This window comes from Phycicoccus sp. 3266 (assembly GCF_031456495.1).
GTDB lineage: Bacteria > Actinomycetota > Actinomycetes > Actinomycetales > Dermatophilaceae > Pedococcus.
On sequence record NZ_JAVDUW010000003.1, the window covers coordinates 1 to 22,938 of the forward strand.

At 71.1% G+C, this 22,938-nt stretch carries 16 protein-coding genes; 12 read left to right on the top strand and 4 right to left on the bottom strand.

What is annotated here, in order from left to right; all coding sequences use genetic code 11:
• Positions 1–258 precede the first annotated feature (258 nt).
• The 6 genes from dnaE (at position 259) to J2X64_RS14400 (ending at position 12,354) form a co-directional block, all read left to right on the top strand.
• Positions 259–3,846, top strand: a complete 3,588-nt coding sequence (gene dnaE, locus J2X64_RS14375; RefSeq protein ID WP_310155909.1) for a DNA polymerase III subunit alpha — start codon at positions 259–261, stop codon at positions 3,844–3,846.
• 96 nt (positions 3,847–3,942) lie between these two features.
• Complete coding sequence (locus J2X64_RS14380) at positions 3,943–6,093, top strand: S9 family peptidase (RefSeq protein WP_310155912.1); 2,151 nt, start codon at positions 3,943–3,945, stop codon at positions 6,091–6,093.
• A gap of 81 nt (positions 6,094–6,174) precedes the next feature.
• A complete protein-coding gene (locus J2X64_RS14385; RefSeq protein ID WP_310155915.1) occupies positions 6,175–8,298 on the top strand; it encodes a serine/threonine-protein phosphatase in 2,124 nt (707 codons plus the stop codon).
• A gap of 214 nt (positions 8,299–8,512) precedes the next feature.
• Positions 8,513–8,656, top strand: coding sequence for a hypothetical protein (locus tag J2X64_RS14390; protein WP_310155918.1), 144 nt, complete (start codon positions 8,513–8,515; stop codon positions 8,654–8,656).
• 213 nt (positions 8,657–8,869) lie between these two features.
• Positions 8,870–11,440 carry an ATP-binding protein gene (locus J2X64_RS14395; RefSeq protein WP_310155920.1) on the top strand — a complete coding sequence of 857 codons (2,571 nt, stop codon included), beginning with the start codon at positions 8,870–8,872 and terminating at the stop codon, positions 11,438–11,440.
• A gap of 71 nt (positions 11,441–11,511) precedes the next feature.
• Positions 11,512–12,354, top strand: coding sequence for an SDR family oxidoreductase (locus J2X64_RS14400; RefSeq protein WP_310155923.1), 843 nt, complete (start codon positions 11,512–11,514; stop codon positions 12,352–12,354).
• Positions 12,355–12,525: 171 nt separating this feature from the next.
• On the opposite strand, the gene glnA is transcribed toward J2X64_RS14400, so the two are convergent.
• Positions 12,526–13,950, bottom strand: coding sequence for a type I glutamate--ammonia ligase (gene glnA / locus J2X64_RS14405; RefSeq protein ID WP_310155926.1), 1,425 nt, complete (start codon positions 13,948–13,950; stop codon positions 12,526–12,528).
• Between the two features lie 126 nt (positions 13,951–14,076).
• On the opposite strand from glnA, the gene J2X64_RS14410 reads away from it, so the two are divergent.
• Positions 14,077–14,553: an RDD family protein gene (locus J2X64_RS14410; protein ID WP_310155930.1), complete on the top strand. Its 477-nt coding sequence runs from the start codon at positions 14,077–14,079 to the stop codon at positions 14,551–14,553.
• A gap of 93 nt (positions 14,554–14,646) precedes the next feature.
• Here the strand turns inward: J2X64_RS14410 and J2X64_RS14415 are convergent, their stop codons facing one another.
• The gene (locus tag J2X64_RS14415) at positions 14,647–15,252 is read right to left on the bottom strand and encodes a PadR family transcriptional regulator (RefSeq protein WP_310155933.1); all 606 of its coding nucleotides are present in this window, start codon (positions 15,250–15,252) and stop codon (positions 14,647–14,649) included.
• Complete coding sequence (locus J2X64_RS14420) at positions 15,249–16,094, bottom strand: DUF4097 family beta strand repeat-containing protein (protein WP_310155936.1); 846 nt, start codon at positions 16,092–16,094, stop codon at positions 15,249–15,251. Before J2X64_RS14420 ends, J2X64_RS14415 begins: the two co-directional genes overlap by 4 nt.
• Before the next feature lie 331 nt (positions 16,095–16,425).
• Between J2X64_RS14420 and J2X64_RS14425 the strand changes: the two genes are divergently transcribed.
• From J2X64_RS14425 to J2X64_RS14445, 5 genes are all read left to right on the top strand, one after another.
• Positions 16,426–17,727, top strand: coding sequence for an extracellular solute-binding protein (locus J2X64_RS14425; RefSeq protein WP_310155939.1), 1,302 nt, complete (start codon positions 16,426–16,428; stop codon positions 17,725–17,727).
• 115 nt (positions 17,728–17,842) lie between these two features.
• Positions 17,843–18,805 (top strand): sugar ABC transporter permease, encoded by a 963-nt coding sequence (locus tag J2X64_RS14430; protein ID WP_310155943.1) that lies wholly within the window; start codon positions 17,843–17,845, stop codon positions 18,803–18,805.
• A 7-nt stretch (positions 18,806–18,812) separates the two neighbouring features.
• Positions 18,813–19,766 (top strand): carbohydrate ABC transporter permease, encoded by a 954-nt coding sequence (locus J2X64_RS14435; RefSeq protein WP_310155947.1) that lies wholly within the window; start codon positions 18,813–18,815, stop codon positions 19,764–19,766.
• 2 nt (positions 19,767–19,768) lie between these two features.
• A complete protein-coding gene (locus tag J2X64_RS14440) occupies positions 19,769–21,124 on the top strand; it encodes a GH1 family beta-glucosidase (RefSeq protein WP_310155950.1) in 1,356 nt (451 codons plus the stop codon).
• A gap of 5 nt (positions 21,125–21,129) precedes the next feature.
• Positions 21,130–22,155, top strand: coding sequence for a LacI family DNA-binding transcriptional regulator (locus tag J2X64_RS14445; RefSeq protein WP_310155953.1), 1,026 nt, complete (start codon positions 21,130–21,132; stop codon positions 22,153–22,155).
• 33 nt (positions 22,156–22,188) lie between these two features.
• Here J2X64_RS14445 and J2X64_RS14450 read toward each other — a convergent pair whose 3' ends face one another.
• Positions 22,189–22,923 (bottom strand): DUF4191 family protein, encoded by a 735-nt coding sequence (locus tag J2X64_RS14450; protein ID WP_310155956.1) that lies wholly within the window; start codon positions 22,921–22,923, stop codon positions 22,189–22,191.
• Positions 22,924–22,938: the final 15 nt, after the last annotated feature.

Consider the following 22,938-nt stretch of genomic DNA (forward strand, 5'->3'; position numbering starts at 1 on the left):
CCGATGGTACTGCACTGGTGACGGTGTGGGAGAGTAGGACGCAGCCGAACATACTTCACCAAAAGGGCCACCCATCACGGGTGGCCCTTTTGCATGTCCGCGGTCCATCAGGGGCGTCTGCGAGCGCCCTCGACGAGGCCGCTGCACGAGGTCCGATGGCCGCCGACGGAGGGACGGACGGGCGGTGGCGGACACCCGCCCACGACACGTCCGACGACACGCCGAAGACCGTCACCGCCCTGGCTTAGGATCGTCCCGATGTCCCCGCAGAACGCCTCCAGCACCGACTCGTTCGTCCACCTGCACGTGCACACCGAGTACTCGATGCTCGACGGTGCCGCCCGCATCGGTGACCTGTTCAACCGCGCCGCCGAGATGGGGATGCCGGCGCTGGCGACCACCGACCACGGCTACGTGTTCGGGGCCTACGAGTTCTGGAAGAAGGCCCAGGGGACCGGCGTCAAGCCGATCATCGGCGTCGAGGCGTACGTGACCCCCGGGACGCACCGCACCGACAAGACGCGCGTGCGCTGGGGCGAGGAGCACCAGGCCGGCGACGACGTGTCCGGCTCCGGCGCGTACACCCACATGATCCTGTTGGCGCGCAACAACAACGGGCTGCACAACCTGTTCCGGATGGACTCCATGGCGAGCCTGGACCAGGTCTACGCCAAGTGGCCGCGCGTCGACCGCGAGCTGCTGAGTCAGTACTCCGGTGGCCTCATCGGCACCACGGGCTGCCCCTCGGGGGAGATCCAGACCCGGCTGCGGCTCGGGCAGTACCGCGAGGCGCTGCAGGCCGCCAGCGACATGCGCGACATCTTCGGCAAGGAGTTCTACTTCTGCGAGCTCATGGACCACGGGCTCGACATCGAGCGCCGCGTGCAGAAGGACCTGCTGCGCCTGGCTCGTGAGCTCGACCTGCCGCTGGTGGCCACCAACGACCTGCACTACACCAGCCCGGAGGACGCCAAGGCGCACTCCGCCCTCCTGTGCGTGCAGTCCGGGTCGACCCTCATGGACCCGAACCGGTTCAAGTTCGACGCCGACGACTTCTACCTCAAGAGCCCGGCCGAGATGCGCCACACCTGGCGCGAGCTGCCCGAGGCCTGCGACAACACGCTGCTCATCGCCGAGATGTGCGACATCTCCTTCACCGAGGGCGAGGGCCGGTTCATGCCGCGGTTCCCCTGCCCGCCCGGGGAGAACGAGGAGAGCTGGTTCGTCAAGGAGGTCGAGTCCGGGCTGCGCGAGCGGTTCCCCGATGGTGTCCCCGAGTACGCCACGAAGCAGGCGGCCTTCGAGACCGAGGTCATCGTCTCCAAGGGGTATGCCGGGTACTTCCTCGTCGTCGCCGACTTCATCAACTGGGCCAAGCGCAACGGCATCCGCGTCGGTCCGGGCCGTGGGTCCGGTGCCGGGTCGATGTGCGCCTACGCCATGCGGATCACCGACCTCGACCCGATCCCGCACGGCCTCATCTTCGAGCGGTTCCTCAACCCCGAGCGCATGTCGATGCCCGACTTCGACGTCGACTTCGACGAGCGCCGGCGCGGTGAGGTCATCAAGTACGTCACCGAGAAGTACGGCGCCGAGCGCGTCGCGCAGATCGTCACCTACGGCACGATCAAGGCCAAGCAGGCCGTCAAGGACGCCGCTCGCGTCATGGGGCACCCGTTCTCGGTGGGGGAGCAGCTCACCAAGGCGATGCCGCCGGACGTCATGGGCAAGGGTGTCCCGCTCTCGGAGATCTACAACAAGGAGCACAAGCGGTACGGCGAGGGCGTCGAGTTCCGTGCCCTCGTCGAGTCCGAGCCGCACCTCAAGGAGGTCGTCGACACCGCGATGGGCCTCGAGGGCCTGAAGCGGCAGTGGGGCGTCCACGCGGCCGGCGTCATCATGTCCAGCGAGCCGCTGATCGACGTCATCCCGATCATGCGCCGCCTGCAGGACGGGCAGGTCATCACCCAGTTCGACTACCCGAGCTGTGAGTCGCTCGGCCTGGTCAAGATGGACTTCCTCGGACTGCGCAACCTCACGATCCTCGACGACGCGATCGACAACGTGAAGGCCAACCGCGGCGAGGACATCGACCTCGACGCGCTGTCCAAGGACATGACCGACAAGGCCACGTACCAGCTGCTGGCCCGCGGTGACACCCTCGGCGTCTTCCAGCTCGACGGCGGCGGCATGCGCACGCTGCTCAAGCTGATGCAGCCGGACAACTTCGAGGACATCTCCGCGGCCCTCGCGCTGTACCGCCCCGGCCCCATGGGCGTGAACGCCCACACCAACTTCGCCCTGCGCAAGAACGGCAAGCAGGCACTCACGCCGCTCGACCCCCAGCTCGAGGGCAAGCTCCAGCAGGAGATGATCGACGCCCTCGGCCCGATCCTCGGCACCACCTACGGCCTGGTCATCTACCAGGAGCAGGTCATGGAGATCGCCCAGAAGCTCGCGGGTTACACCCTCGGCAACGCCGACCTGCTCCGCCGCGCCATGGGCAAGAAGAAGAAGGAGGTGCTCGACGCCGAGTACGTCCCCTTCTCCGAGGGCATGAAGGCCAACGGGTTCAACGAGGCCTCCATCGCTGCCCTCTGGGGCGTCCTGGTCCCGTTCTCGGACTACGCGTTCAACAAGGCGCACACCGCGGCATACGGGCTGGTGTCGTACTGGACCGCCTACCTCAAGGCGAACTACCCCGCCGAGTACATGGCCGGGCTGCTCACCAGTGTCGGCGACGACAAGGACAAGTCCGCCCTCTACCTCGGCGAGTGCCGGCGGATGGGCATCAAGGTGCTCCCGCCCGACGTCAACGACTCGGTGGCGCGGTTCGCGGCCGTCGGCACCGACATCCGCTTCGGCCTGCAGGCCATCCGCAACGTCGGCCACAACGTCGTCGAGGCGATCGTGCAGGCACGCGAGGAGAAGGGCCGCTTCACCTCGTTCAAGGACTTCCTGTCCAAGTGCCCAGCCGTGGTCTGCAACAAGCGCACCATCGAGTCGCTCATCAAGGCGGGTGCGTTCGACGGCCTCGCCGAGACCCGGCAGGGGCTGCTGCGGGTGCACGAGGCGTACGTCGACAACTTCGTCGACATCAAGCGCCAGGAGGCGATCGGCCAGGACAGCCTGTTCGGCGGCTTCGGCGACGACGACTCGGGCGCCTCGGTCGACTTCTCGGTGCTGCCGCCCATCCCGGGCGTGGAGTGGGACAAGAAGACCCTGCTCGGGTTCGAGCGCGAGATGCTCGGCCTCTACGTCTCGGACCACCCCCTGTTCGGCATCGAGCACGTGCTGTCCTCGCACGCCGACACCTCGATTGCCAGCCTGACGGGGGAGGACGGCAAGCCCGAGGGCGCGACGGTCACCATCGCCGGCCTCATCACCGGCCTGTCGGTCAAGCGCACCAAGAAGGGCGACCTCTGGGCCATCGTCACGGTCGAGGACCTCGAGGGTGCGATCGAGTGCCTGTTCTTCCCGTCCGCGTACGAGACGGTGCGGCACGCCCTGGTCCACGACGCGGTGGTCGTGGTCAAGGGGCGGGTCAACCGGCGCGACGACACCCCGTCGATCTACGCCTCCGACCTGACACTGCCCGACATCTCCGAGGGCCCGCGCGGGCCGGTGGTGGTCACCATCGACACCAACCGGGCCACCCAGACCAAAGTCGAGGAGCTCAAGGCCGTCCTGTCCTCGCACCCCGGCTCGACCGAGGTGCACGTCCGGCTGAGCCAGCCCGGGCGGTCGGTGCTCATGCGGCTCGAGGACACGTACCGGGTCAACGCCACCGACGCGCTCTTCGGCGACCTCAAGGTGATCCTCGGGCCACGCTGCCTCGCCGGCTGAGTCGGCCGCGGGCGCGGCGGTCCCGACCGCTCGTGTGGCGCGACCGTGCGGCGGGGGAGGGGCACCACGGGACCGCCGATCTCCTAGGGTGGCTCCGTGAGCAGCACCCCCGACGCACCCCGCGCCCAGCGCCGGGAGAGCACCCGAGAGCACCACGGCGACGTCGTCGTCGACCCCTACGCGTGGCTGAGCGACAAGGACGACGCGCAGGTGCGCGCGCACCTCGAGGCCGAGAACGCGTACGCCGAGGCGAGGACCGCCTCGCTCGAGCCGTTGCGCCAGGCCATCTTCGAGGAGATCCGCTCGCGGACCCAGGAGACCGACCTGTCGGTGCCGGTCGCGAGCGGGCCCTGGTGGTACTACTCGCGCAGCTTCGAGGGGTCGCAGTACTCCGTGGAGTGCCGCGCGCCCCGCGTGGACGGGCAGCCGCGGCCGTCCCTGGACGCCCGCGAGCCGGTGCCGGGGGAGCAGGTGCTGCTCGACGGCAACGTCGAGGCCAAGGGGCACGACTTCTTCTCGCTGGGTGCGCTCACCGTGAGCCCGGACCACCAGCGGCTGGCGTATGCCGTCGACACCGAGGGCGACGAACGGTTCGCCCTGCGCGTCAAGGACCTGCAGAGCGGTGAGGTGCTCGACGACGCCGTGTCCGGGATCGGGTACGGCGTGGTCTTCTCCCTCGACGGGCGGTTCGTGTTCTACCTGCGGGTGGACGAGCAGTGGCGGCCGCACCAGGTGTGGCGGCACGAGGTGGGCACGCCCACCGCGCAGGACGTCCTGGTCCTGCAGGAGGACGACGAGCGGTTCTGGATGGGGCTCGGCTCCTCCCGCGACGACCGCTGGCTGATGTTCGGCCTGGGCTCGAAGACCACCTCCGAAGTCCACCTGCTCGATGCCGCGGACCCGCTCGGGGAGTTCCGCGTGGTGGCGCCGCGCCGGGACGGCGTGGAGTACGACGTGGAGCCCGCCGCCGACCGGCTGCTCATCGTCCACAACGCAGACTCGATCGACTCGGACCTGGCGTGGGCCCCCCTCGACGCGACCTCCGCCGACCAGTGGCAGCCGCTGATGCGCTCCGGCGAGGGCGAGCGGTTCCAGGGGATCGAGGCGTTCGACGACGTGGCGGTGCTGTCCCTGCGGCGCAACGGCCTGACCGCCCTGCGGGTGGTCGACCGCGACCCGTCCAGCGAGACCGGCTACGGCGCCTGGCACGACATCGAGCTCGACGAGCCCGTCCACCACGTGTGGCTCGGCGACAACCCCGAGCCCGCGACCCGGACGTTGCAGGTCGGCTTCGAGTCGCTCGTCACGCCGAAGACCGTCTACGACTACGACATCCGGACCCGCGAGCTGACCCTGCTCAAGCAGCAGCCCGTCCTCGGTGGGTACGACCCCTCGGCCTACGAGCAGCGCCGCGAGTGGGCCGTCGCCCCAGACGGCACCCGCGTGCCCATCTCCGTCGTGCACCGCGCCGGCGCCGTCCCCGACGGGTCGCACCCGGGGCTCGTCACGGCATACGGCTCCTACGAGCTGTCCTCGGACCCGTACTTCTCGGTGGCCCGCTTGTCCCTGCTCGAGCGGGGCTTCGTCTACGCCATCGCGCACGTCCGTGGCGGCGGCGAGATGGGTCGTGCGTGGTACGACGAGGGCAAGCTCGGGTCCAAGAAGAACACCTTCACCGACTTCGTGGCCTGCGCCCGGCACCTGGTCGACACCGGCTGGGTCGCGCCCGACCGGCTTGTCGCAGAAGGGGGTTCGGCCGGCGGCCTGCTCATCGGCGCAGCCGTCAACCTCGCGCCGGAGCTCTTCCGGGCCGTGCACGCGGCGGTGCCGTTCGTCGACGCCCTCACCACGATCCTCGACCCGAGCCTGCCGCTCACGGTCGTGGAGTGGGAGGAGTGGGGCAACCCGCTGCACGACCCCGAGGTGTACGCGTACATGAAGTCCTACTCGCCGTACGAGAACGTGCGGCGCGCGGCATACCCCGCGGTGCTCGCGACGACATCCCTCAACGACACACGGGTGTACTTCACCGAGCCCGCGAAGTGGGTCGCACGGCTGCGCGAGGAGACGACCAGCGACCCGGTGGAGCGCCCGGTGCTGCTGCGGACCGAGATGTCGGCCGGGCACGGCGGGAAGAGCGGCCGGTACGACAGCTGGCGCCAGGTGGCCTGGGAGTGGGCCTTCCTCGCCGACCAGGCAGGGGCACGTGACCGCGTGGTGGACGCGCCGGCGCAAAATGCTTCGTAAGCCGTGTCTTTCCCGTGCCGGGTCCTAGGCTGGGGGTGCGGTGCCGGATGGACGTCGACGTGATCGTGGATGGGACTGTTCGTGAGTGAGGGATCGGCGTTCGCTGTGCGGAGCCTGGTGACCCGGCTGGACCGGGACCAGACGCCGCTGGGCGCCCGCGAGCAGTGGCCCGCCCGCCTCGTCGCCGCGTGGGACCTCGTGGTCGGCTGCCCGGTGCCGATGGCGCTGCTGTGCGGGCCGTCGTTCGCCCTGCTGTACAACGACGCGTTCGCCGAGCTGCTCGGCGACCGCCACCCGTCGGCGTTCGGCCGGGCCGCGGCCGACGTCGCGCCCGAGGTGTGGGGCGACCTGCTCGTCGGCCCCGAGTTCGAGGGCGTGCTCAACAGCGGCACGTCCTTCCTCCAGGAGGGTGCCCAGCTCGATCTGCCGTGGCGGTCCTCCGAGCCTGGGACGGGCTACTTCATGCGCGCCGGCTGGCCCGTGCCCGACGAGGACGGCTCGCTGCTGGCGGTCCTCCACGTGGCGATCGAGACGACGTCGGCGATCGGCCGCGCCCGGGCCGTCGCCCGGCTCGCCACCTCGCTCGCTGTCGCCGTCACCGTGGACGACGTGTGCAAGGTGGTGCTGCGCCAGAGCATGGCCGCGTTCGACGCCCTCTCCGCGACGGTGTGCCTGCCGTCGCCCGGCCCCACGGGCTGGCGGATGGCGCGACGGCACCGCATCGAGAACCTGTCACCGGACGAGGAGCGGCTCCCGCTCATCTGGTCCGAGGTCGGCGATGACGTCCTCGAGCTCGTGCAGCGGACGGCCGAGGAGGGCGGCACCTACGTCAGCGAGCAGGGCGAACACGTCGCCATCGCCCTGCCGGGCGGGGACATCGAGGCCGTGCTCACCCTGAGCCGCGAGTCGTCGGGGGTCCCGCAGGACGTGCTGGCCGTGGTGTCGCCGTTCCGCGACCTCGTGGGCGAGGCCCTGCGCCGGGCGGTGGTGTACGACATGGAGCGGACCACAGCCGAGCTGCTGCAGCGGACCCTCCTGCCGCCGAACCTGCCCCAGCCGGACGAGGTGAGCATCGCCGCCCGGTACGAGCCCGTCTCCGAGGGCACGGTGGCCGGCGGCGACTTCTACGACTCGTTCTTCCTCCCCGACGGCCGGCTGGCACTCGTGATCGGCGACGTGGCCGGGAGAGGGGTGATGGCCGCGACCGTGATGGGGCAGGTGCGCGCCGCGATCCGTGGCGCCGCCCTCACGGACTCGCGGCCCGCCGCCGTGATGAAGGCGCTGGACCGCGTCGTCACCGACCTCAACGCCCTGTGGCCCGCGTCGCTCCCACTGGGCTCGAGCGGGGCCCGCCCCGGCCTGTCGTTCGGGGGCGAGCTGTTCGTCACGATGCTGTTCGGCACCATCGACCCGTCCTCCGGTGAGCTGGTGCTCGCCAGCGCGGGGCACCCCCTGCCCGCACTCCTGTCGGGCCGGCTGTCCCGCGCCGACGGGCTGCCCCGGGCCCGGCTCCTGTCGATGCCGGTGGGCCCACCGCTCGGGATCGAGGGCGACCGACCCGTGCACCGCCTGCGGCTCGACGTCGGCGACATCCTCCTGAGCTTCACCGACGGCCTCATCGAGCGCCGCGGCGAGGCGCTCGACGCAGGGGAGAGCCGGCTCCTCGCCGTCCTCGGCGAGGTGCCGCCTGGCAGCCCGCGCAGCGTCGCGCAGCACGTCATCGACGCCATGATCGAGACGTCCGGCCAGGAGGACGACTGCGCCGTGCTGGCGGTCGGGCGGTCCCCGTCTGGGCACCGGCGGGCTTCCGTGGTCGTGCCCCCGCTGCCCGAGTCGGTCCGGGCGGCGCGCGACTGGGCGCGGGACAACCTCAGCTCGTGGGGCGTCAGCGAGGGCGACCAGCACACCGTCGTCACCGGGATCTCCGAGCTCATCACCAACTCGGTGCTGCACGCGGGCACGGAGTCACACCTGAGCATGGACATGGAGCCGGGTCTGCTCACGGTCACCGTCGCCGACAGCGGCAACCGTGGCGAGCCGCTGCTCACCGGCGGCGACCCCATGGCCGTGCGCGGGCGTGGGTTGTCGCTCGTGCGTGCGATCAGTGACGCCTTCGGTGCCCACCGCACCTCGGCGGGCACCACCGTGTGGTTCGAGGTGACGGTCGAGTCGGCCAGCCTCCCGACGACGGTGCGCCTCGCATGAGGTGGCGACGCGGGTGAGGACGGACAGGGGCGCGCGTGCACGGTCCGCCCGGCACCTCGGCACGGGCCGGGGACAGGTCCGCCGAACGGGCGGCCCCGGCGGACCAAAGGAGGACCCGACGGGTTCCGACATGCGGTCGGCGCCCTCCTGCGAGACCGTGGGAGACGTACGCAGCAAACGACGTCGATCCTCGCGAAAGGACGGTCCGGTCACCGTGTGGCAGCGCATCCTCGACCGCATCGCCCCGGTCATGGACGAGGACCTCTCCGAGCTCGACCGCCGCGACGGCGTCGGCGGTCAGGTGGCCGACAGGCGGCCCGCGACGCGCCCGGTGCAGAGCGAGACCAGCCGCCGCTGAGGCCCCGGCTGAACGACGAGACCAGCCGCCGCTGAGGCCGCCCGCTGCGCCTTCGGTCGCTGCACATCCTCGGTCGCTGCACATCCTCGGCGGCGGCACGTTCTGCCGCTGCGCGTTCGTTCCCTGCCCCTCGGTCGGGGGTCATTTTCGGCGGGTCGGGTGCGGTTCGGCCGGTTTGGGCGCGTCTGGCCCCAACGTGCGCAAGGATGAGGCATGCCACCGAGGCGCCCAGCCCTCGCGCGCGGGGCACTCCTGTCCTCGACGGGGGTGCTGCGTCGGCTCGCCTCGCCCGGGGAACGTGCTCCGCTGAGCAGGAGCTGGCTCGCGGCCCTCCTGCTGGTGCTGGTCGGCGTCGTGGTGCTGGGCGGCGTGGCCGTGCGCTTCGCCCCGGCCGGGTCGTCCGTGGCGGTCTGGTGGCCCGCCGCTGGCCTGGCGGCGGCCTTCCTGCTCGCGACAGGACCCGACCGTCGCCGCGCCGGGCTGGTGGTGCTGGGCGTCCTGGTCGCCACCGGGCTGGCCAACTGGTACGGCGGCCGACCGCCCCTCGCGGCAGCCTGTTTCGGCGTGGCGAACGCGGCCGAGTCGGCGGTGTTCTGGGCCTGCATGGCGGGCAGCGGCCGGCGACCGCGGCTGGGGTCCCTGGAGGACCTGGGGCGCCTGCTGCTCGCCACCGTGGCGGGCGCGGCCACTTTCGGTCTGCTGGCGGGCGCGGCCGTGGAGCTGACGCTGGCAGGGACGTTCCTGCCGACGGCATACGCCGTGGCGGCCTCGCACGCTGCCGCGGTCTTGGTCATCGCGCCGCTCGGCGTGGTCGTGCGCTCGCGACGCAGCCAGCGGCTCCGCCTGGAGGACGTCCTGCAGTGGGTGGCCCTGATCGGCGTCACGCTCGCCGTCTTCGGAACGACTCGCGCTGTGCCGCTGGCTTTCCTCCCCCTGCCCGTGCTCGTGTGGGGCGCGACCAGGCTGCACCTGCGCACCGTGGCAGCCCAGCTGCTGGTCGTGAGCGTGGTCGTCATCGTCCTCACCAACCGCGGGGACGGGCCCTTCGCGACGGCGGCCCGCCAGAGCGGGTACCGGCCGGAGACGGTCGGGGCCCTCACGCAGGCGTTCCTCGTGACCGCCGCGGTCACGACGCTGGCCCTGGCCGTCTCCACCGTCCAGCGCCGGACCGCCCTGGAGGCCCTGCGCAGGGAAGCCCAGTTCGCATCGGTCGTCCTCGACAGCGTCACCAGCTCGATCGTCGTGGTGGGTCCCGACGGGCGGGTCGAGAGGGTGAACGCGATGGCCGCGCGCTACCTGGGTCGCCAGGAGAGCGAGGTCGTGGGGGTGCCGGTCGGTGAGGTGTTCCCGGCGGACCCGGCGACCAGCTCGGCGGTCCCGGGCGCCGAGGGCGTTGAGGGCGTGGACGCAGGGCCGCGCGAGCAGGACTGGGACGTCGACGGCCTGGGAGTGCGCCGGATGGTGTGGTCCAGGGGCTTCCTGACCGACGAGGCCGGCAGGCGCACACACGAGGTCCGCACGGGGACCGACGTCACCGAAGAGCTCGCCTCACGGCTGTTCATCGAGACGGTGCTCAACTCGGCCGCCGCAACGGCCATCATCGGCACCGACCGTGACGGTGTCATCACCCTGTTCAACGCCGGGGCGACGAACCTGCTCGGCCGTGCCGCGGAGGACGTGGTGGGTGAGCTCAACTGGGTCGAGCTGCACGACCCGGATGAGATCGAGGAGGCGGCCCGGCAGCAGGGCGTCGAACCCGGCCCCGAGGTCATCGTGCACGAGGTGCTGCGCACGGGGGAGAGCCGGAACCGCGACTGGACCTGGCTGACGAGCGACGGTCAGCGGATCGTCGTCGACCACACCACGAGCCGGATCCTCGACCCCTCGGGCCGGGTCACCGGTTTCCTCACCGTGGCGGAGGACGTCACCCAGCGCCGCGAGGCGGACCTGGCCACCGCCCAGGCGCTCGCCCGGGAGCGGGAGGCGGTCGAGGAGCTGACCGCGCTCGACCGCACCAAGACCGACTTCCTCTCCGCGGTCAGCCACGAGCTGCGGACCCCGTTGGCGAGCGTGCTCGGCTACACCGAGCTGCTCGAGGACGGCGGCGCGGGGCCGCTGTCGCCGCGCCAGAACGAGGTGGTCGCCAGGATCGACCGCAACGGGCGCAGGCTCCTGGCCCTCATCGAGGACCTGCTCATCAACTCGCGGATCGAGGCGGGCCAGCTCGACCTCGCCCACGTGCCGTGCGACCTCGTGCCCGTGGTGGAGACCGTGTGGGACGCGGCCGTCGTCCAGGCGCAGCACCGCGACCTCGACCTGCGGCTCGACCTCCCCGAAGGGCCCGTCGTCGTCGAGGGCGACCCCGCCGCGCTCGAGCGGGTGGTCACCAACCTGCTCTCGAACGCCGTCAAGTTCACGCCCGACGGAGGCCGGGTCGAGCTCGTGCTCGCGGCCGAGGGGCAGCCCACCGTCGGTGGCCCGGACGGTGGGGTCGACCGCGGCGTGGCCCACTGGGGCCAGGGCGTCCCGATGGCGCGGATCGCCTTCCGCGACACCGGGATCGGCATCCCACACGGTGACCGCGGGCAGGTGTTCCGCCGGTTCTACCGCTCGGCGGCCGCGACCGACCGGGCCGTGCCCGGGACGGGGCTCGGGCTGTCCATCGTCAAGGCCGTCGTCGACGGCCTGGGTGGCACCGTCGACGTGGAGTCGCAGGAGGGCGCGGGGTCGACGTTCACGGTCAGGCTGCCCCTGGCACGGTCCACCGCGAAGCACTCCGACTGACGGCCCCCCGCGCCCACGTGGGCGCGCCGCGTCCTCGGGCCGGGCAGCCGACGCAGGTCTACGATCCCGGCATGACCCGTCGAGCGGATGTCGCCCTCGTCACCGGCACCTCCAGCGGGATGGGGCTGCACACCGCCATCGGCCTCGCCCGCGCCGGCCTCACCGTGGTCGCGACGATGCGGGACACGGCCAAGGACGCAGACCTGCGCCGCGCCGCCGACGAGGCAGGGGTCGAGGTCGACGTGCGAGCCCTCGACGTCACCGACGCCCACCAGTCCGTGGAGGCGGTGGCCGGGGTCGTCGCCGACCACGGCGGCGTCGACGTCCTCGTCAACAACGCCGGACGGGGTGCAGTGGCCACCCTCGAGCAGCTCAGCGACGAGCAGCTCCAGGCCCAGCTCGACGTCAACTACCTCGGCGTCGCGCGCCTGACGCGGCTGGTGCTGCCGGGGATGCGCGCAGCGGGGCGCGGACGCGTGGTGACGGTCACGAGCGTCGGGGGAGCGGTGGGGCAGCCGTTCGCGGACGCCTACTGCGGTGCCAAGTTCGCCGTCGAGGGACTCATGCAGTCGCTCGCGCCCGTCGCCGCTTCCTTCGGTGTCGTCGTCAGCGTCGTGGAGCCCGGGGCGGTGGCGAGCGAGTTCACGGCGAACGTGCACCGCGCGGACGCCGGGGCCGAAGACGGCGACCCGTATGCCGGGCTGCTCGCGGCATACCTGCGGCGCACGGCGGGCGCGTTCGACGACGCGCAGACGTCGCAGCAGGCGGCCGAGGTCATCGTGGAGGCGGCGACGACCCACCAGCCGAGGTTCCGGTGGCAGACGTCCGCCCAGGCGGAGCAGTTCGTCGGGCTGTCGCTCGCCGACCTCGACGGGTCCCGCGTGGTCGGGACGACCTCGACCTGGATCGTCTGAGTCGGTACCGATCACCCGGCGGTAGGTGAACTGGGCCCTCACCGTCGGTTGGGGCGGCTACCTCTGATCGGCCCTCCCTCGAGCCGGTGAACACGACCGAGCCCCTGCCGGAGAGTTCCGACAGGGGCTCGTGTGCGTCACGGTCGGACCCGCGCAGGGGTCCGGGAGCGGTCAGATGTCGTAGTACATCTCGAACTCGTGCGGGTGCGGGCGGAACCGGATCGGGTCGACCTCGTTCTTGCGCTTCCACTCGATCCAGGTCTCGATGAGGTCCTTGGTGAAGACGTCACCCTCGAGCAGGAACTCGTGGTCGGCCTCCAGCGCGTCGAGCACCTCGGGCAGCGAGCCGGGGACCTGCGCGATGGCGTCGTGCTCCTCCGGCGGCAGCTCGTAGAGGTCCTTGTCCACGGGCTCCGGCGGCTCGATGCGGTTCTTGATGCCGTCGAGGCCGGCCATGAGCATCGCGGAGAACGCGAGGTACGGGTTGGCCGACGGGTCCGGCACGCGGAACTCGATGCGCTTGGCCTTGGGGCTGTCACCGGTGATCGGGATGCGCACGCAGGCCGAGCGGTTGCGGGCCGAGTAGACCAGGTTGACCGGGGCCTCGTAGCCGGGGACCAGGCGGTGGTAGGAGTTCACCGTCGGGTTCGTGAACGCGAGCACCGCGGGGGCGTGCTTCAGCAGGCCACCGATGTACCAGCGCGCGAGGTCCGACAGGCCGCCGTAGCCGCGCTCGTCGTAGAACAGCGGCTCGCCGTCCTTCCACAGCGACTGGTGGCTGTGCATGCCGGAGCCGTTGTCGCCGAACAGCGGCTTGGGCATGAAGGTGACGGTCTTGCCACCCTCCCAGGCCACGTTCTTGATGATGTACTTGAACTTCAGGACGTCGTCCGCGGCCTGCTTCAGGGTGTTGAAGCGGTAGTTGATCTCCTGCTGGCCGGCGGTGCCCACCTCGTGGTGCGCACGCTCGACGGAGAGCCCGGCGGCGTTGAGTGCCAGCGACATCTCGTCGCGCAGGTCGGCGAAGTGGTCGACCGGCGGCACGGGGAAGTAGCCACCCTTGTAGCGGGTCTTGTACCCCTTGTTGCCGCCCTCCTCATCGCGACCGGTGTTCCAGGCCGCCTCGACCGAGTCGATGAAGTAGTAGCCGGCGTTCTGCTTGGTCTCGAAGCGCACGTCGTCGAAGACGTAGAACTCGGCCTCGGCGCCGAAGTACGCGGTGTCGGCGATGCCGGTCGACTTCAGGTAGGCCTCGGCCTTCGCCGCGATGTTGCGCGGGTCCCGGGAGTACTCCTCGTTCGTGAACGGGTCCACGATGGAGAAGTTCAGGATGAGGGTCTTCTCCTTCCGGAACGGGTCGAGGTAGGCGCTCGTCGGGTCCGGGATGAGCTTCATGTCGGACTCGTGGATGGCCTGGAACCCGCGGATCGAGGACCCGTCGAACATCTGGCCGTTCTTCATGAAGTCCGCGTCCACGGTCTCGGCCGGCACGTTGAAGTGCTGCATGACGCCGGGCAGGTCGCAGAACCGCACATCGACGAACTTGACGTCCTCGTCCTTGATGAACTTCAGGACCTCGTCAGCGTTGCTGAACAATAGGGGCCTCCTGGTGGTGGTCCGGGCACACGTGCCCGATGGGGTCGCCACCGACCCTAGCGGGGCAGCATTGCCCGGGCATGACCCGCATGTTTCGCCGGTGTTACGCCGTGAGAGGCTGGTTCCGTGGTCGACCGCAAGGACATCGGCTCCTGGCTCGAGGGCCCGGGTGCACGGACCGGCGAGCCGTCGGGGCACCCCGGTGAGCGCCTGGGTATGCCGGCCAGCGGCGCCGGGTCCGTGGGCCGCTTCGGGCGTCGCCTCGTCGGTGTCGTCATCGACTGGGTCGTCTGCCAGCTCATCGCCAGCGCGCTCTTCCACGTCCCGCTGCCGTTCCGCGGTGTGGCCACCGGGTCGGACTCGTTCCTGCTGCTTGCCGTCTTCGCCGTGGAGAACCTGCTGCTCGTCGGCACCCTCGGCAGCACGCTCGGCCACCGCCTCGTCGGACTTCGGGTGGTCTCGCTCGACGGCCGTCCGGCGCGGCCGTTCCAGGTGCTCGTGCGCACCGTCCTGCTGTGCCTCTTCCTCCCGGCGATGTTCTGGGACAAGGACGGCCGCGGCCTGCACGACAAGGCCGCCGGCACCGTCATCGTCCGCACCTGAGGCGGTACCACGGCATACCGGGTGGGCACCTGAGGCGGCACCACGGCAAACCGGGTGGGTCCCTCCGGCCGCGGTGGACCGCAGGGACCGCGGTCAGCGGCGGACGAGCACCGCGCGGATCCGTTCGGACGCCTCGCCGAGGATCGCCACGATCTCCCGGCTCTGCTCCGCGGTGACCCCGTGCCGCTTCCACGCGTCCCGGGCGTCGCGGCGCAGCTGCTGCACGGCCTTCTCCAGGTCGCCGAACGCCTGCGCGTCACCACCCGTCCAGCTGCTCCAGGCGTCCCCGCCCCCGGCGGGGGTGGCGGTGCGCCTCGCCTCGCGGGCGGCCGCCTTGAGCTCGGCCCGCAGGTCGCTCGTCTCGCCCCGCACGCGTGAGCGCACCTCCTGCGCGAGCTGGCGCACGGAGTCGTCGAGGTCGACCTGGAGGTGGGCGAGGTCGTCCTGGCGGGCACGGACCTCGGCGCGACCCGCGTCCGTGATGCGGTAGACGGCCTTGCGCCCCTCGTCGGTGCGCTCGACGAGCCCTTCCTCCTCGAGCTTGGCGAGGCGCGGGTACACGGTGCCGGCGCTGGGGGAGTAGAGGCCGTTGAACCGCTGCTCGAGGTCCTGGATCACCTCGTAGCCGTGCCGGGGCCCGTCGTCGAGGAGGGCCAACAGGTAGAGGCGCAGCTGGCCGTGCGCGAAGACCGGGCTCACGCGCCGGCCCCCGCAGTCGTGTCGGGCCCGGCACCGCTGGGCTGGAGCACCACCACGTCGCCGGAGACCGCGTTGGCCTTCAGCCGCAGGCCGCCGTCCCCGGCGGTGAGCCGGCCGCCGTTCCGGCGGGAGTTGCGGTCGATCGTGAGGCCGTCGATGACGACCGACCCGGTGGCCGTGCTGGCCTTGACGTCGTAGCCGTGGTGCGGCGCCCGCACCGTGACGTCGCCGGACACCGAGCTCGAGGAGATCGTGGGCCCGGCGTTGGTCAGGTCGAGGGTGACGTCGCCGCTCACGGTGTGGATCCCGACCTCCTCGAGGTCGCTGTGCCGGGCGGTCACCGCCCCCGAGACGGAGTTGACCTTGAGCAGCCCGTGCAGGTTCCCGCACTCGACCTCGCCGGAGACGGTGTTGACGTCGACCGGGCCGGTGACGTCGTCCAGGGTCATCGTCCCGGAGACCGTGTTGACCTTGGCGCCCGCACGCAGCCCGGCGAGCAGTCCGCTCGCGCTCACCGTGCTCACCGAGGTGACGGCCTCCTCCGGCACGGACAGGCTCAGCGTCACGCGGTTGCGGTCGAACCACTCCACGCTCTGGCGCAGCTTGCCCAGGATGGTGTCGCCCTCGACGCCATGGGTGATCTTGAGCAGCGAGCCGTCCCACACCACCCGCAGCGGCGTGCCCCGGATCGCGGAGACCTCGAGCCGGGCGGTGGGGGAGTCGGTGTGCGTGACCACGTCCACCTGACCACCGACCACGGCGACGCTGAGTCTGCTGACGCGCTCGCCCTCGCCACCGATGTCGAGCACCCGGGGGCTGTCGAGCGTCCATTCCTGGGCCATGGGAGTTCCTCTCGTCCTGTCGCGTTATATCGCGTTGCGAACACGTTATATCGCGTATGCCGGTGACGCAAGACCCCGGACGGTGGCACCGTGGCGCCCGGGTCGCGGGGTGCCCGGCTCGGGGTCGCGGGCGTGCCTGTCGGGGCCCGTGGGGTGCGCCACCGGCCTGGCGCCTCGAGAGGCGCAGATGACCGATGTAAGCGCTGACAAGGTCACGAAGAGGTCACGAAATGGGATCGCTCCCACACTGCCCCTTGACCGGCTCCACCGGCATACGGCTCCATTCTCGGGAGCGCTCCCAGTGAAGGGGGCCCGACGGAAAGGTGCAACGGTGCACATCCCCTCGCGCAGGCTGATCGGGTCAGCCGCACTTCTCGCAACGGTCGCCCTCTCCACCGCCGCGTGCGGTGGCAACGACGGGGGCGCCGGCACGGCCGGCAAGGAGAAGGTCACCCTGCGGGTGAGCACCTTCGGCAAGTTCGGCTACACCGACCTGTACAAGCAGTACATGAAGGACCACCCCAACGTGACCGTCGTCGAGACGGCGGAGGGTGACCTCGGCAAGTACAACACCCAGCTCATCCAGCGGATCGCGGCCGGCTCCGGCGCCGGCGACGTCGTCGCCCTCGAGGAGGGCCAGATCGTCGGGTTCCTGCAGAGCGCGGACAAGTTCGTGAACCTGCAGGACTACGGCAGCAACGACCTCAAGGGCAACTTCCTCCCGTGGAAGTACGCAAACGCCACGACGGGCGACGGCAAGACGACGATCGGCCTCGGCACCGACGTCGGCGGCCTGGCGATGTGCTACCGCCGTGACCTGTTCCAGAAGGCCGGGCTGCCCACCGACCGCGCCGAGGTGGCCAAGCTCTGGCCGACGTGGGACGACTACATCGCCACCGGCAAGCGCTACGAGGCCGGGATCAAGGACCCCAAGTCGCACTTCGTGGACAGCGCCACCAACACCTACAACTCGATCCTCATGCAGTCCTCGGACCACACCTACTTCGACCGCGACGAGAAGCTCGTCATCGACTCGAACCCCGGTGTGAAGGCGGCTTGGGACGAGAGCCTGAAGATGGTCGACTCGGGCCTGTCGGCCAAGCTCAAGTCGTTCTCCCCGGAGTGGAACGCCGGCTTCAAGAGCGGCTCGTTCGCGACGCTCGCCTGTCCCGCGTGGATGACCGGCTACATCAAGGACCAGGCCGGTGCCGAGAACAGCGGCAAGTGGGACATCACCACCGTCCCTGGCGGCGGCGGCAACTGGGGTGGCTCGTGGCTCGGCGTTCCCAAGCAGAGCAAGCACCAGAAGGAGGCCGTCGAGCTCGCCAAGTTCCTGACGAGCGGGTCCAGCCAGCTCGCCGCCTTCAAGGCTGTCGGCAACCTGCCCTCGAACCCGACGCTCTACACCGACCCGGCGCTGAAGGACGCGAAGAACGAGTACTTCAACAACGCGCCCGTGGGTGAGCTCTTCGTGGCAGGCGCGGCCAACCTCAAGCCGGTCTTCCTCGGGGCGAAGAACCAGCCCGTGCGCGACGCGGTCGAGAACGCCATGCGCAGCGTCGAGGGCGGCCAGCGCAGTGCCGCGGACGGTTGGAAGGAAGCCGTGTCGGCTGCCGAGAAGGCCGCCAAGTAGGTCGGGCTCCCGCCCGCCACCCCGACTGCGGTCGGGCGCCGGTCCTCTCGCGTACCGGCGCCCGACCGCCACCAACCACTCGGAACGCCACCAGCCACCTCGGAAGGGGACGCCCGTGACCACCACGACGCCGACCTCCACGCTCCCGACCCGGGCAGCGCCCCCCGGTCGCCTGCGGCGCCTGCTCCGGCGCGCCGACGCCGGCCTCACGCCGTACGCGATGGTCTCGCCGTTCTTCATCCTGTTCGCGGTCTTCGGCCTCTTCCCGCTGCTCTACACGGCATGGGTGAGCACCCACGACTGGAGCCTGCTGGCGGGGGACCAGGGCTGGGTGGGACTGGGCAACTACGCCGAGCTGATGCAGGACTCGGACTTCTGGAACGCCATGCTCAACACGTTCGCGATGTTCGTCATCGCGACCGTGCCGCAGCTGGTGCTGGCCATGGTCCTGGCGCAGATGCTGAACTCCCGCCTGCGCTCGGCGACGTTCTGGCGCATGGGGATCCTGCTGCCGAACGTCACGTCGGTCGCCGCCGTCGGCATCATCTTCACGCTGATGTTCAGCCGCGACTTCGGCCTCTTCAACTGGCTGCTCGGCCACGTCGGGGTCGACCCGATCGCCTGGCAGGACCACCGCTGGTCGAGCTGGATCGCCATCTCCACGATGGTCGACTGGCGCTGGACCGGGTACAACGCCCTCATCCTGCTGGCCGCGCTGCAGTCGGTGCCGACGGAGATCTACGAGGCGGCCCGCATCGACGGAGCGAACGGCTGGCGCACCTTCTGGTCGATCACGGTGCCGATGCTGCGCCCGACCCTCATCTTCGTCACCATCGTGGCCACCATCGGCGGGACGCAGCTGTTCACCGAGCCGCTGCTGTTCAACCCCGGGGCGAACTCGATCAACGGGGGCACGACCGGCCAGTTCCAGACGGCCGCCATGTACCTCGTGCAGAACGCGTTCACCGGCCAGCGGTTCGGGTACGCCGCGACCATCGCGTGGGTGCTGTTCCTGTTCATCGCCGCGTTCTCGGCAGTCAACGTGCTGCTGCTGCGGCGCATCCGGTCGGCGGAGTGAGGACACCATGACACAGACCCAGGTTCCCGCCGTGGTGCCCGCCGCGAGCGGCGTCGAGCCGCCGGCATCCGTGGGCAGGCGACCCCGTCGCGCCCACCGGGCCCGCACCCTCGGCGGCGCGGCCGCCCGCAGCACCGGTGCGACCCCGGCGAGCCGGCTCGTCTACCTCTGCCTCGCGGTGTCGGTGCTGCTGTCGGCCGGCCCGCTCTACTACATGGTCGTCATGGCGTCGCGGCCCAACAGCGACATCTCGTCGATCCCGCCGCCGCTGACGCCCGGCGGCGACCTCGGCACCAACATCTCGCGCGTCTTCGCCAACCAGGACGTGCTGTTCGGCCGGGCGATGCTCAACTCGCTGCTGGTGGCCGGTGCCGCGACCGTGTCGGTCGTCGTCCTGTCCTCGCTCGCCGGCTTCGCGTTCGCCAAGCTGCGGTTCCGCGGCCGCAACGCGCTGCTGCTCGTCGTCGTCGCGACCATGATGGTGCCGGTCCAGCTGGGCCTGGTCCCGCTCTACATGCTGATGTCGAAGCTGGGCCTCGCCGGCACGCTGTGGTCGGCGCTGCTGCCCTTCCTCGTCAGCGGGTTCGGCGTGTTCATGATGCGGCAGTACGCCGCCCAGTCGATCCCCACCGAGCTCATCGAGGCCGCGCGGGTCGACGGCGCCTCGACGACGCGGATCTTCTTCTCCGTCGTCTTCCCGGTCCTGCGACCGGCGGCTGCGGTGCTGGGGCTGCTGACGTTCATGGAGCGCTGGAACGACTTCCTGTGGCCCTACCTCACCCTCGACGCGGACCACCCCACGGTGCAGGTGGCGCTGTCGCGGCTCTCGGGTGGCTACTACACCGACCAGGCGCTCGTCATGGCCGGGACCCTGCTGGGGACCCTGCCGCTCGTCGTGGTCTTCATCGTGTTCGGCCGCCAGATCATCGGCGGCATCATGCAGGGCGGAGTCAAAGGATGACCATGACCGGACAGGACCCGTTGTCGCGAAACGCATTTCCCGCGGACTTCACGTGGGGCGTGGCGACGTCGAGCTACCAGATCGAGGGCGGCACGAAGGAGGACGGCCGCGGTCCCTCGATCTGGGACACCTTCTCGGGCACACCGGGCCGGGTGGTCGACGGGGACACCGGCGAGGTGGCCGTCGAGCACTTCCACCGGTACGAGGAGGACGTCGCGCTCATGGCGGACCTCGGCGTCGAGGCCTACCGGTTCTCCGTGGCGTGGCCGCGGGTGCAGCCGACCGGCTCGGGCCCGGTGAACGTCGCAGGCCTGGACTTCTACGACCGCCTCGTCGACGCGCTCCTCGCCCGCGGCATCACGCCCTGGGCGACGCTGTACCACTGGGACCTGCCGCAGCCGCTCGAGGACGCGGGCGGCTGGCCGGTGCGCGCCACGGCCGAGCGGTTCGCCGAGTATGCCGGGCACGTCGCCCAGGAGCTGGGCGACCGGGTGGGGCACTTCATCACCCTCAACGAGCCGTGGTGCTCGGCCTTCCTCGGCTACGGCAGCGGCCGGCACGCGCCGGGGCGCTCGGACCCCGCCGAGGCACTGGCGGCCTCGCACCACCTGCTGCTCGGCCACGGGCTGGCCGTCGAGACCATCCGGGCTGCGGCCCCGACGGCGCAGGTCGGCATCACGCTCAATCTGTACCCGGTCGACGGTGCCCACGACGGCCACGGTGTGGCGGACGCCGTTCGCCGGGTCGACGGCCTCGCCAACCGCTGGTTCCTCGACCCGGTGCTGCGCGGCGCATACCCCAAGGACGTCGTCGAGGACGTGCGGCACCTGAGCGACCTCTCCTTCGTCCACGACGGCGACCTCGACGTCGTCTCGGCGCCGCTCGACTTCCTCGGCGTCAACTACTACACCCGCCACGTGGTTGCCCCCGGCGCCTTCCCCGGGACCGTCGACGTGGACTTCCAGGGGCGCGGTATGCCGACGACGGCCATGGGCTGGGAGGTCGACCCCGACGGGCTCTTCGACATCCTCACCCGGGTGACGCGCGACTACGGCGACCTGCCGCTGGTCATGACGGAGAACGGTGCGGCGTTCGACGACGTCCTCGTCGACGGGCGCGTGCACGACGAGCAGCGCGTGGAGTTCCTGCGCGGCCACCTCGACGCCGGGCGCCGGGCGGTCGAGGCAGGGGTCCCGCTGGCCGGCTACTTCGCCTGGTCGCTCATGGACAACTTCGAGTGGGCGGAGGGGTACGCCAAGCGGTTCGGTCTGGTCCACGTCGACTTCCGCACGCAGGAGCGCACGGTCAAGGACAGCGGACGGTGGTACTCGGAGTTCCTGACCGGCACGCCATACTGACGCCCATGAGCAGTGCGCGCGGTGGCCAGCCCACCCTCGAGGAGGTCGCCACCCGCGCCGGGGTGGGGCGGGGCACCGTGTCGCGCGTCATCAACGGGTCACCGCAGGTCTCCGAGCGCACCCGCGCCCGCGTGATGCGGGCGGTCAGCGACCTCGGCTACGTGCCCAACATGGCCGCCCGGGCGCTCGTCACCCGGCGGACGGGCGCCATCGCCCTGGTCATCTCCGAGCCGGAGGAGCGCATCTTCGGCGAGCCGTTCTTCGCCGGGGTGGTGCGTGGCATCACGACGGTGGTGGGGGAGTCCTCGCGCCAGCTCGTGCTCGCCCTCGTGCAGAACCGCGAGCAGGCCGAGCGGCTCGACAGCTACCTGACGCCGCAGCACGTCGACGGCGTCCTCGTGCTCTCGGCCCACGACAGCGACACGCTCCCGGGGCGCATCCAGGGCCGCGGGCTCCCCATCGTCCTGTGTGGTCGGCCGACGAGCGAGCAGGCCCTCAGCTGGGTCGACGTCGACAACGTCGGCGGCGCGAGGGCCGCGGCGGCGCACCTGCTGGCCGAGGGGCGCCGGAACGTGGCGCTCATCGCCGGGCCGCAGGACATGATCGCCGGTCGCGACCGCCTCGAGGGCTACCAGCAGGCGCTGCGCGACGCAGGCGTCGGTGTCGACGACAGCCTCGTCGAGACCGGCGACTTCACCGAGGCGAGCGGGGCCGCCGCGATGCGCGCGCTGCTGGCGCGCCGTCCCGACGTCGACGCGGTGTTCGCCTCGAGCGACCTCATGGCGCTGGGCGCGATCCGGGTGCTGCGGGAGGCCGGTCGCTCGGTGCCGGGCGACGTGGCGGTGGTCGGGTTCGACGACGGTCCTGTGGCCGCGGTCGCCGAGCCGGCGCTCACGACGGTGCACCAGCCCATGGAGCAGCTCGGGCGCGAGATGGCGACGATGCTGTTGTCGCGGATCAACGGCGCCGGGGAGCCGGGTCCCTCGCACGTCGTGCTCGACACGCACCTGGTCACCCGCGCCTCTGCCTGAGGTCGCTCGCAGGCTGGGTGGCCCGGGATTGGCTCAGCGGCCGCGCATGGCCTTGCGGTCGACACGGGCACGCATCGGGTCCATGCCGGCGGGGATGGGCGGGCGGACGCCACCGAGGGCCTTGAGCCGCTTGTTGACGGCGGCCGCCTCCTCCTTGGTGAGGACCGGCTTCATCCGCGTCATCTTGGCGCTGACCTTGCGGACCGGCACCTGGTCGGCCTCGTCGCCGACGACCAGCGTCGTCACGGGGACGCCCGGCGCCACGCGCTCGACCTTCTTGCGCTCCTGCGCGACCAGCTTGGAGCGGCGGGCGTTCGGGCCCTCGGCCACGAGCACCACACCGGGGCGGCCGACCGCGCGGTAGACGAACGCCGCGCCGGCCATGTCCTCCGGGCGCGTGCCGCGGGCACCGTCGACGGCCACGGGCTGCTGGTCGTAGTACCAGCCGCGACGCAGGGCCCCGAGGGCGGCGCCGGCGGCGCCGGGCTGGCCCTCGATGCTGCGGAACGCGGCTCGCTCGGCCTTGCGGCTCAGGACGAGGACGGCGGCGAGCAGCCCCAGCGGGATCGACAGGACGAGCGCGTAGACCCAGTGGCCGAGGAGGGCGCCGATGCCGACGCCGACGACGAGCACCCCGAGGAACGCCAGCAGCATCCACCACGGGATGGTCCGGTCGACCTGACGCGCCGCCGTGTAGACCTGGCGGACCTGCGCGAGGCGACCGGGCTCCTTGGGCGTGCCGGACTGCTGCTTCTCCTTGCGAGCCATGGGGGTCAGGATACC

Excerpts from the sequence above, each read along its gene's own strand:
- dnaE (WP_310155909.1), top strand. The coding sequence starts at position 259 with ATGTCCCCGCAGAACGCCTCCAGCACCGACTCGTTCGTCCACCTGCAC.
- J2X64_RS14395 (WP_310155920.1), top strand. The coding sequence starts at position 8,870 with ATGCCACCGAGGCGCCCAGCCCTCGCGCGCGGGGCACTCCTGTCCTCG.
- J2X64_RS14450 (WP_310155956.1), bottom strand. The coding sequence starts at position 22,923 with ATGGCTCGCAAGGAGAAGCAGCAGTCCGGCACGCCCAAGGAGCCCGGT.
- J2X64_RS14435 (WP_310155947.1), top strand. The coding sequence starts at position 18,813 with ATGACACAGACCCAGGTTCCCGCCGTGGTGCCCGCCGCGAGCGGCGTC.
- J2X64_RS14420 (WP_310155936.1), bottom strand. The coding sequence starts at position 16,094 with ATGGCCCAGGAATGGACGCTCGACAGCCCCCGGGTGCTCGACATCGGT.
- J2X64_RS14440 (WP_310155950.1), top strand. The coding sequence starts at position 19,769 with ATGACCGGACAGGACCCGTTGTCGCGAAACGCATTTCCCGCGGACTTC.
- J2X64_RS14445 (WP_310155953.1), top strand. The coding sequence starts at position 21,130 with ATGAGCAGTGCGCGCGGTGGCCAGCCCACCCTCGAGGAGGTCGCCACC.
- J2X64_RS14400 (WP_310155923.1), top strand. The coding sequence starts at position 11,512 with ATGACCCGTCGAGCGGATGTCGCCCTCGTCACCGGCACCTCCAGCGGG.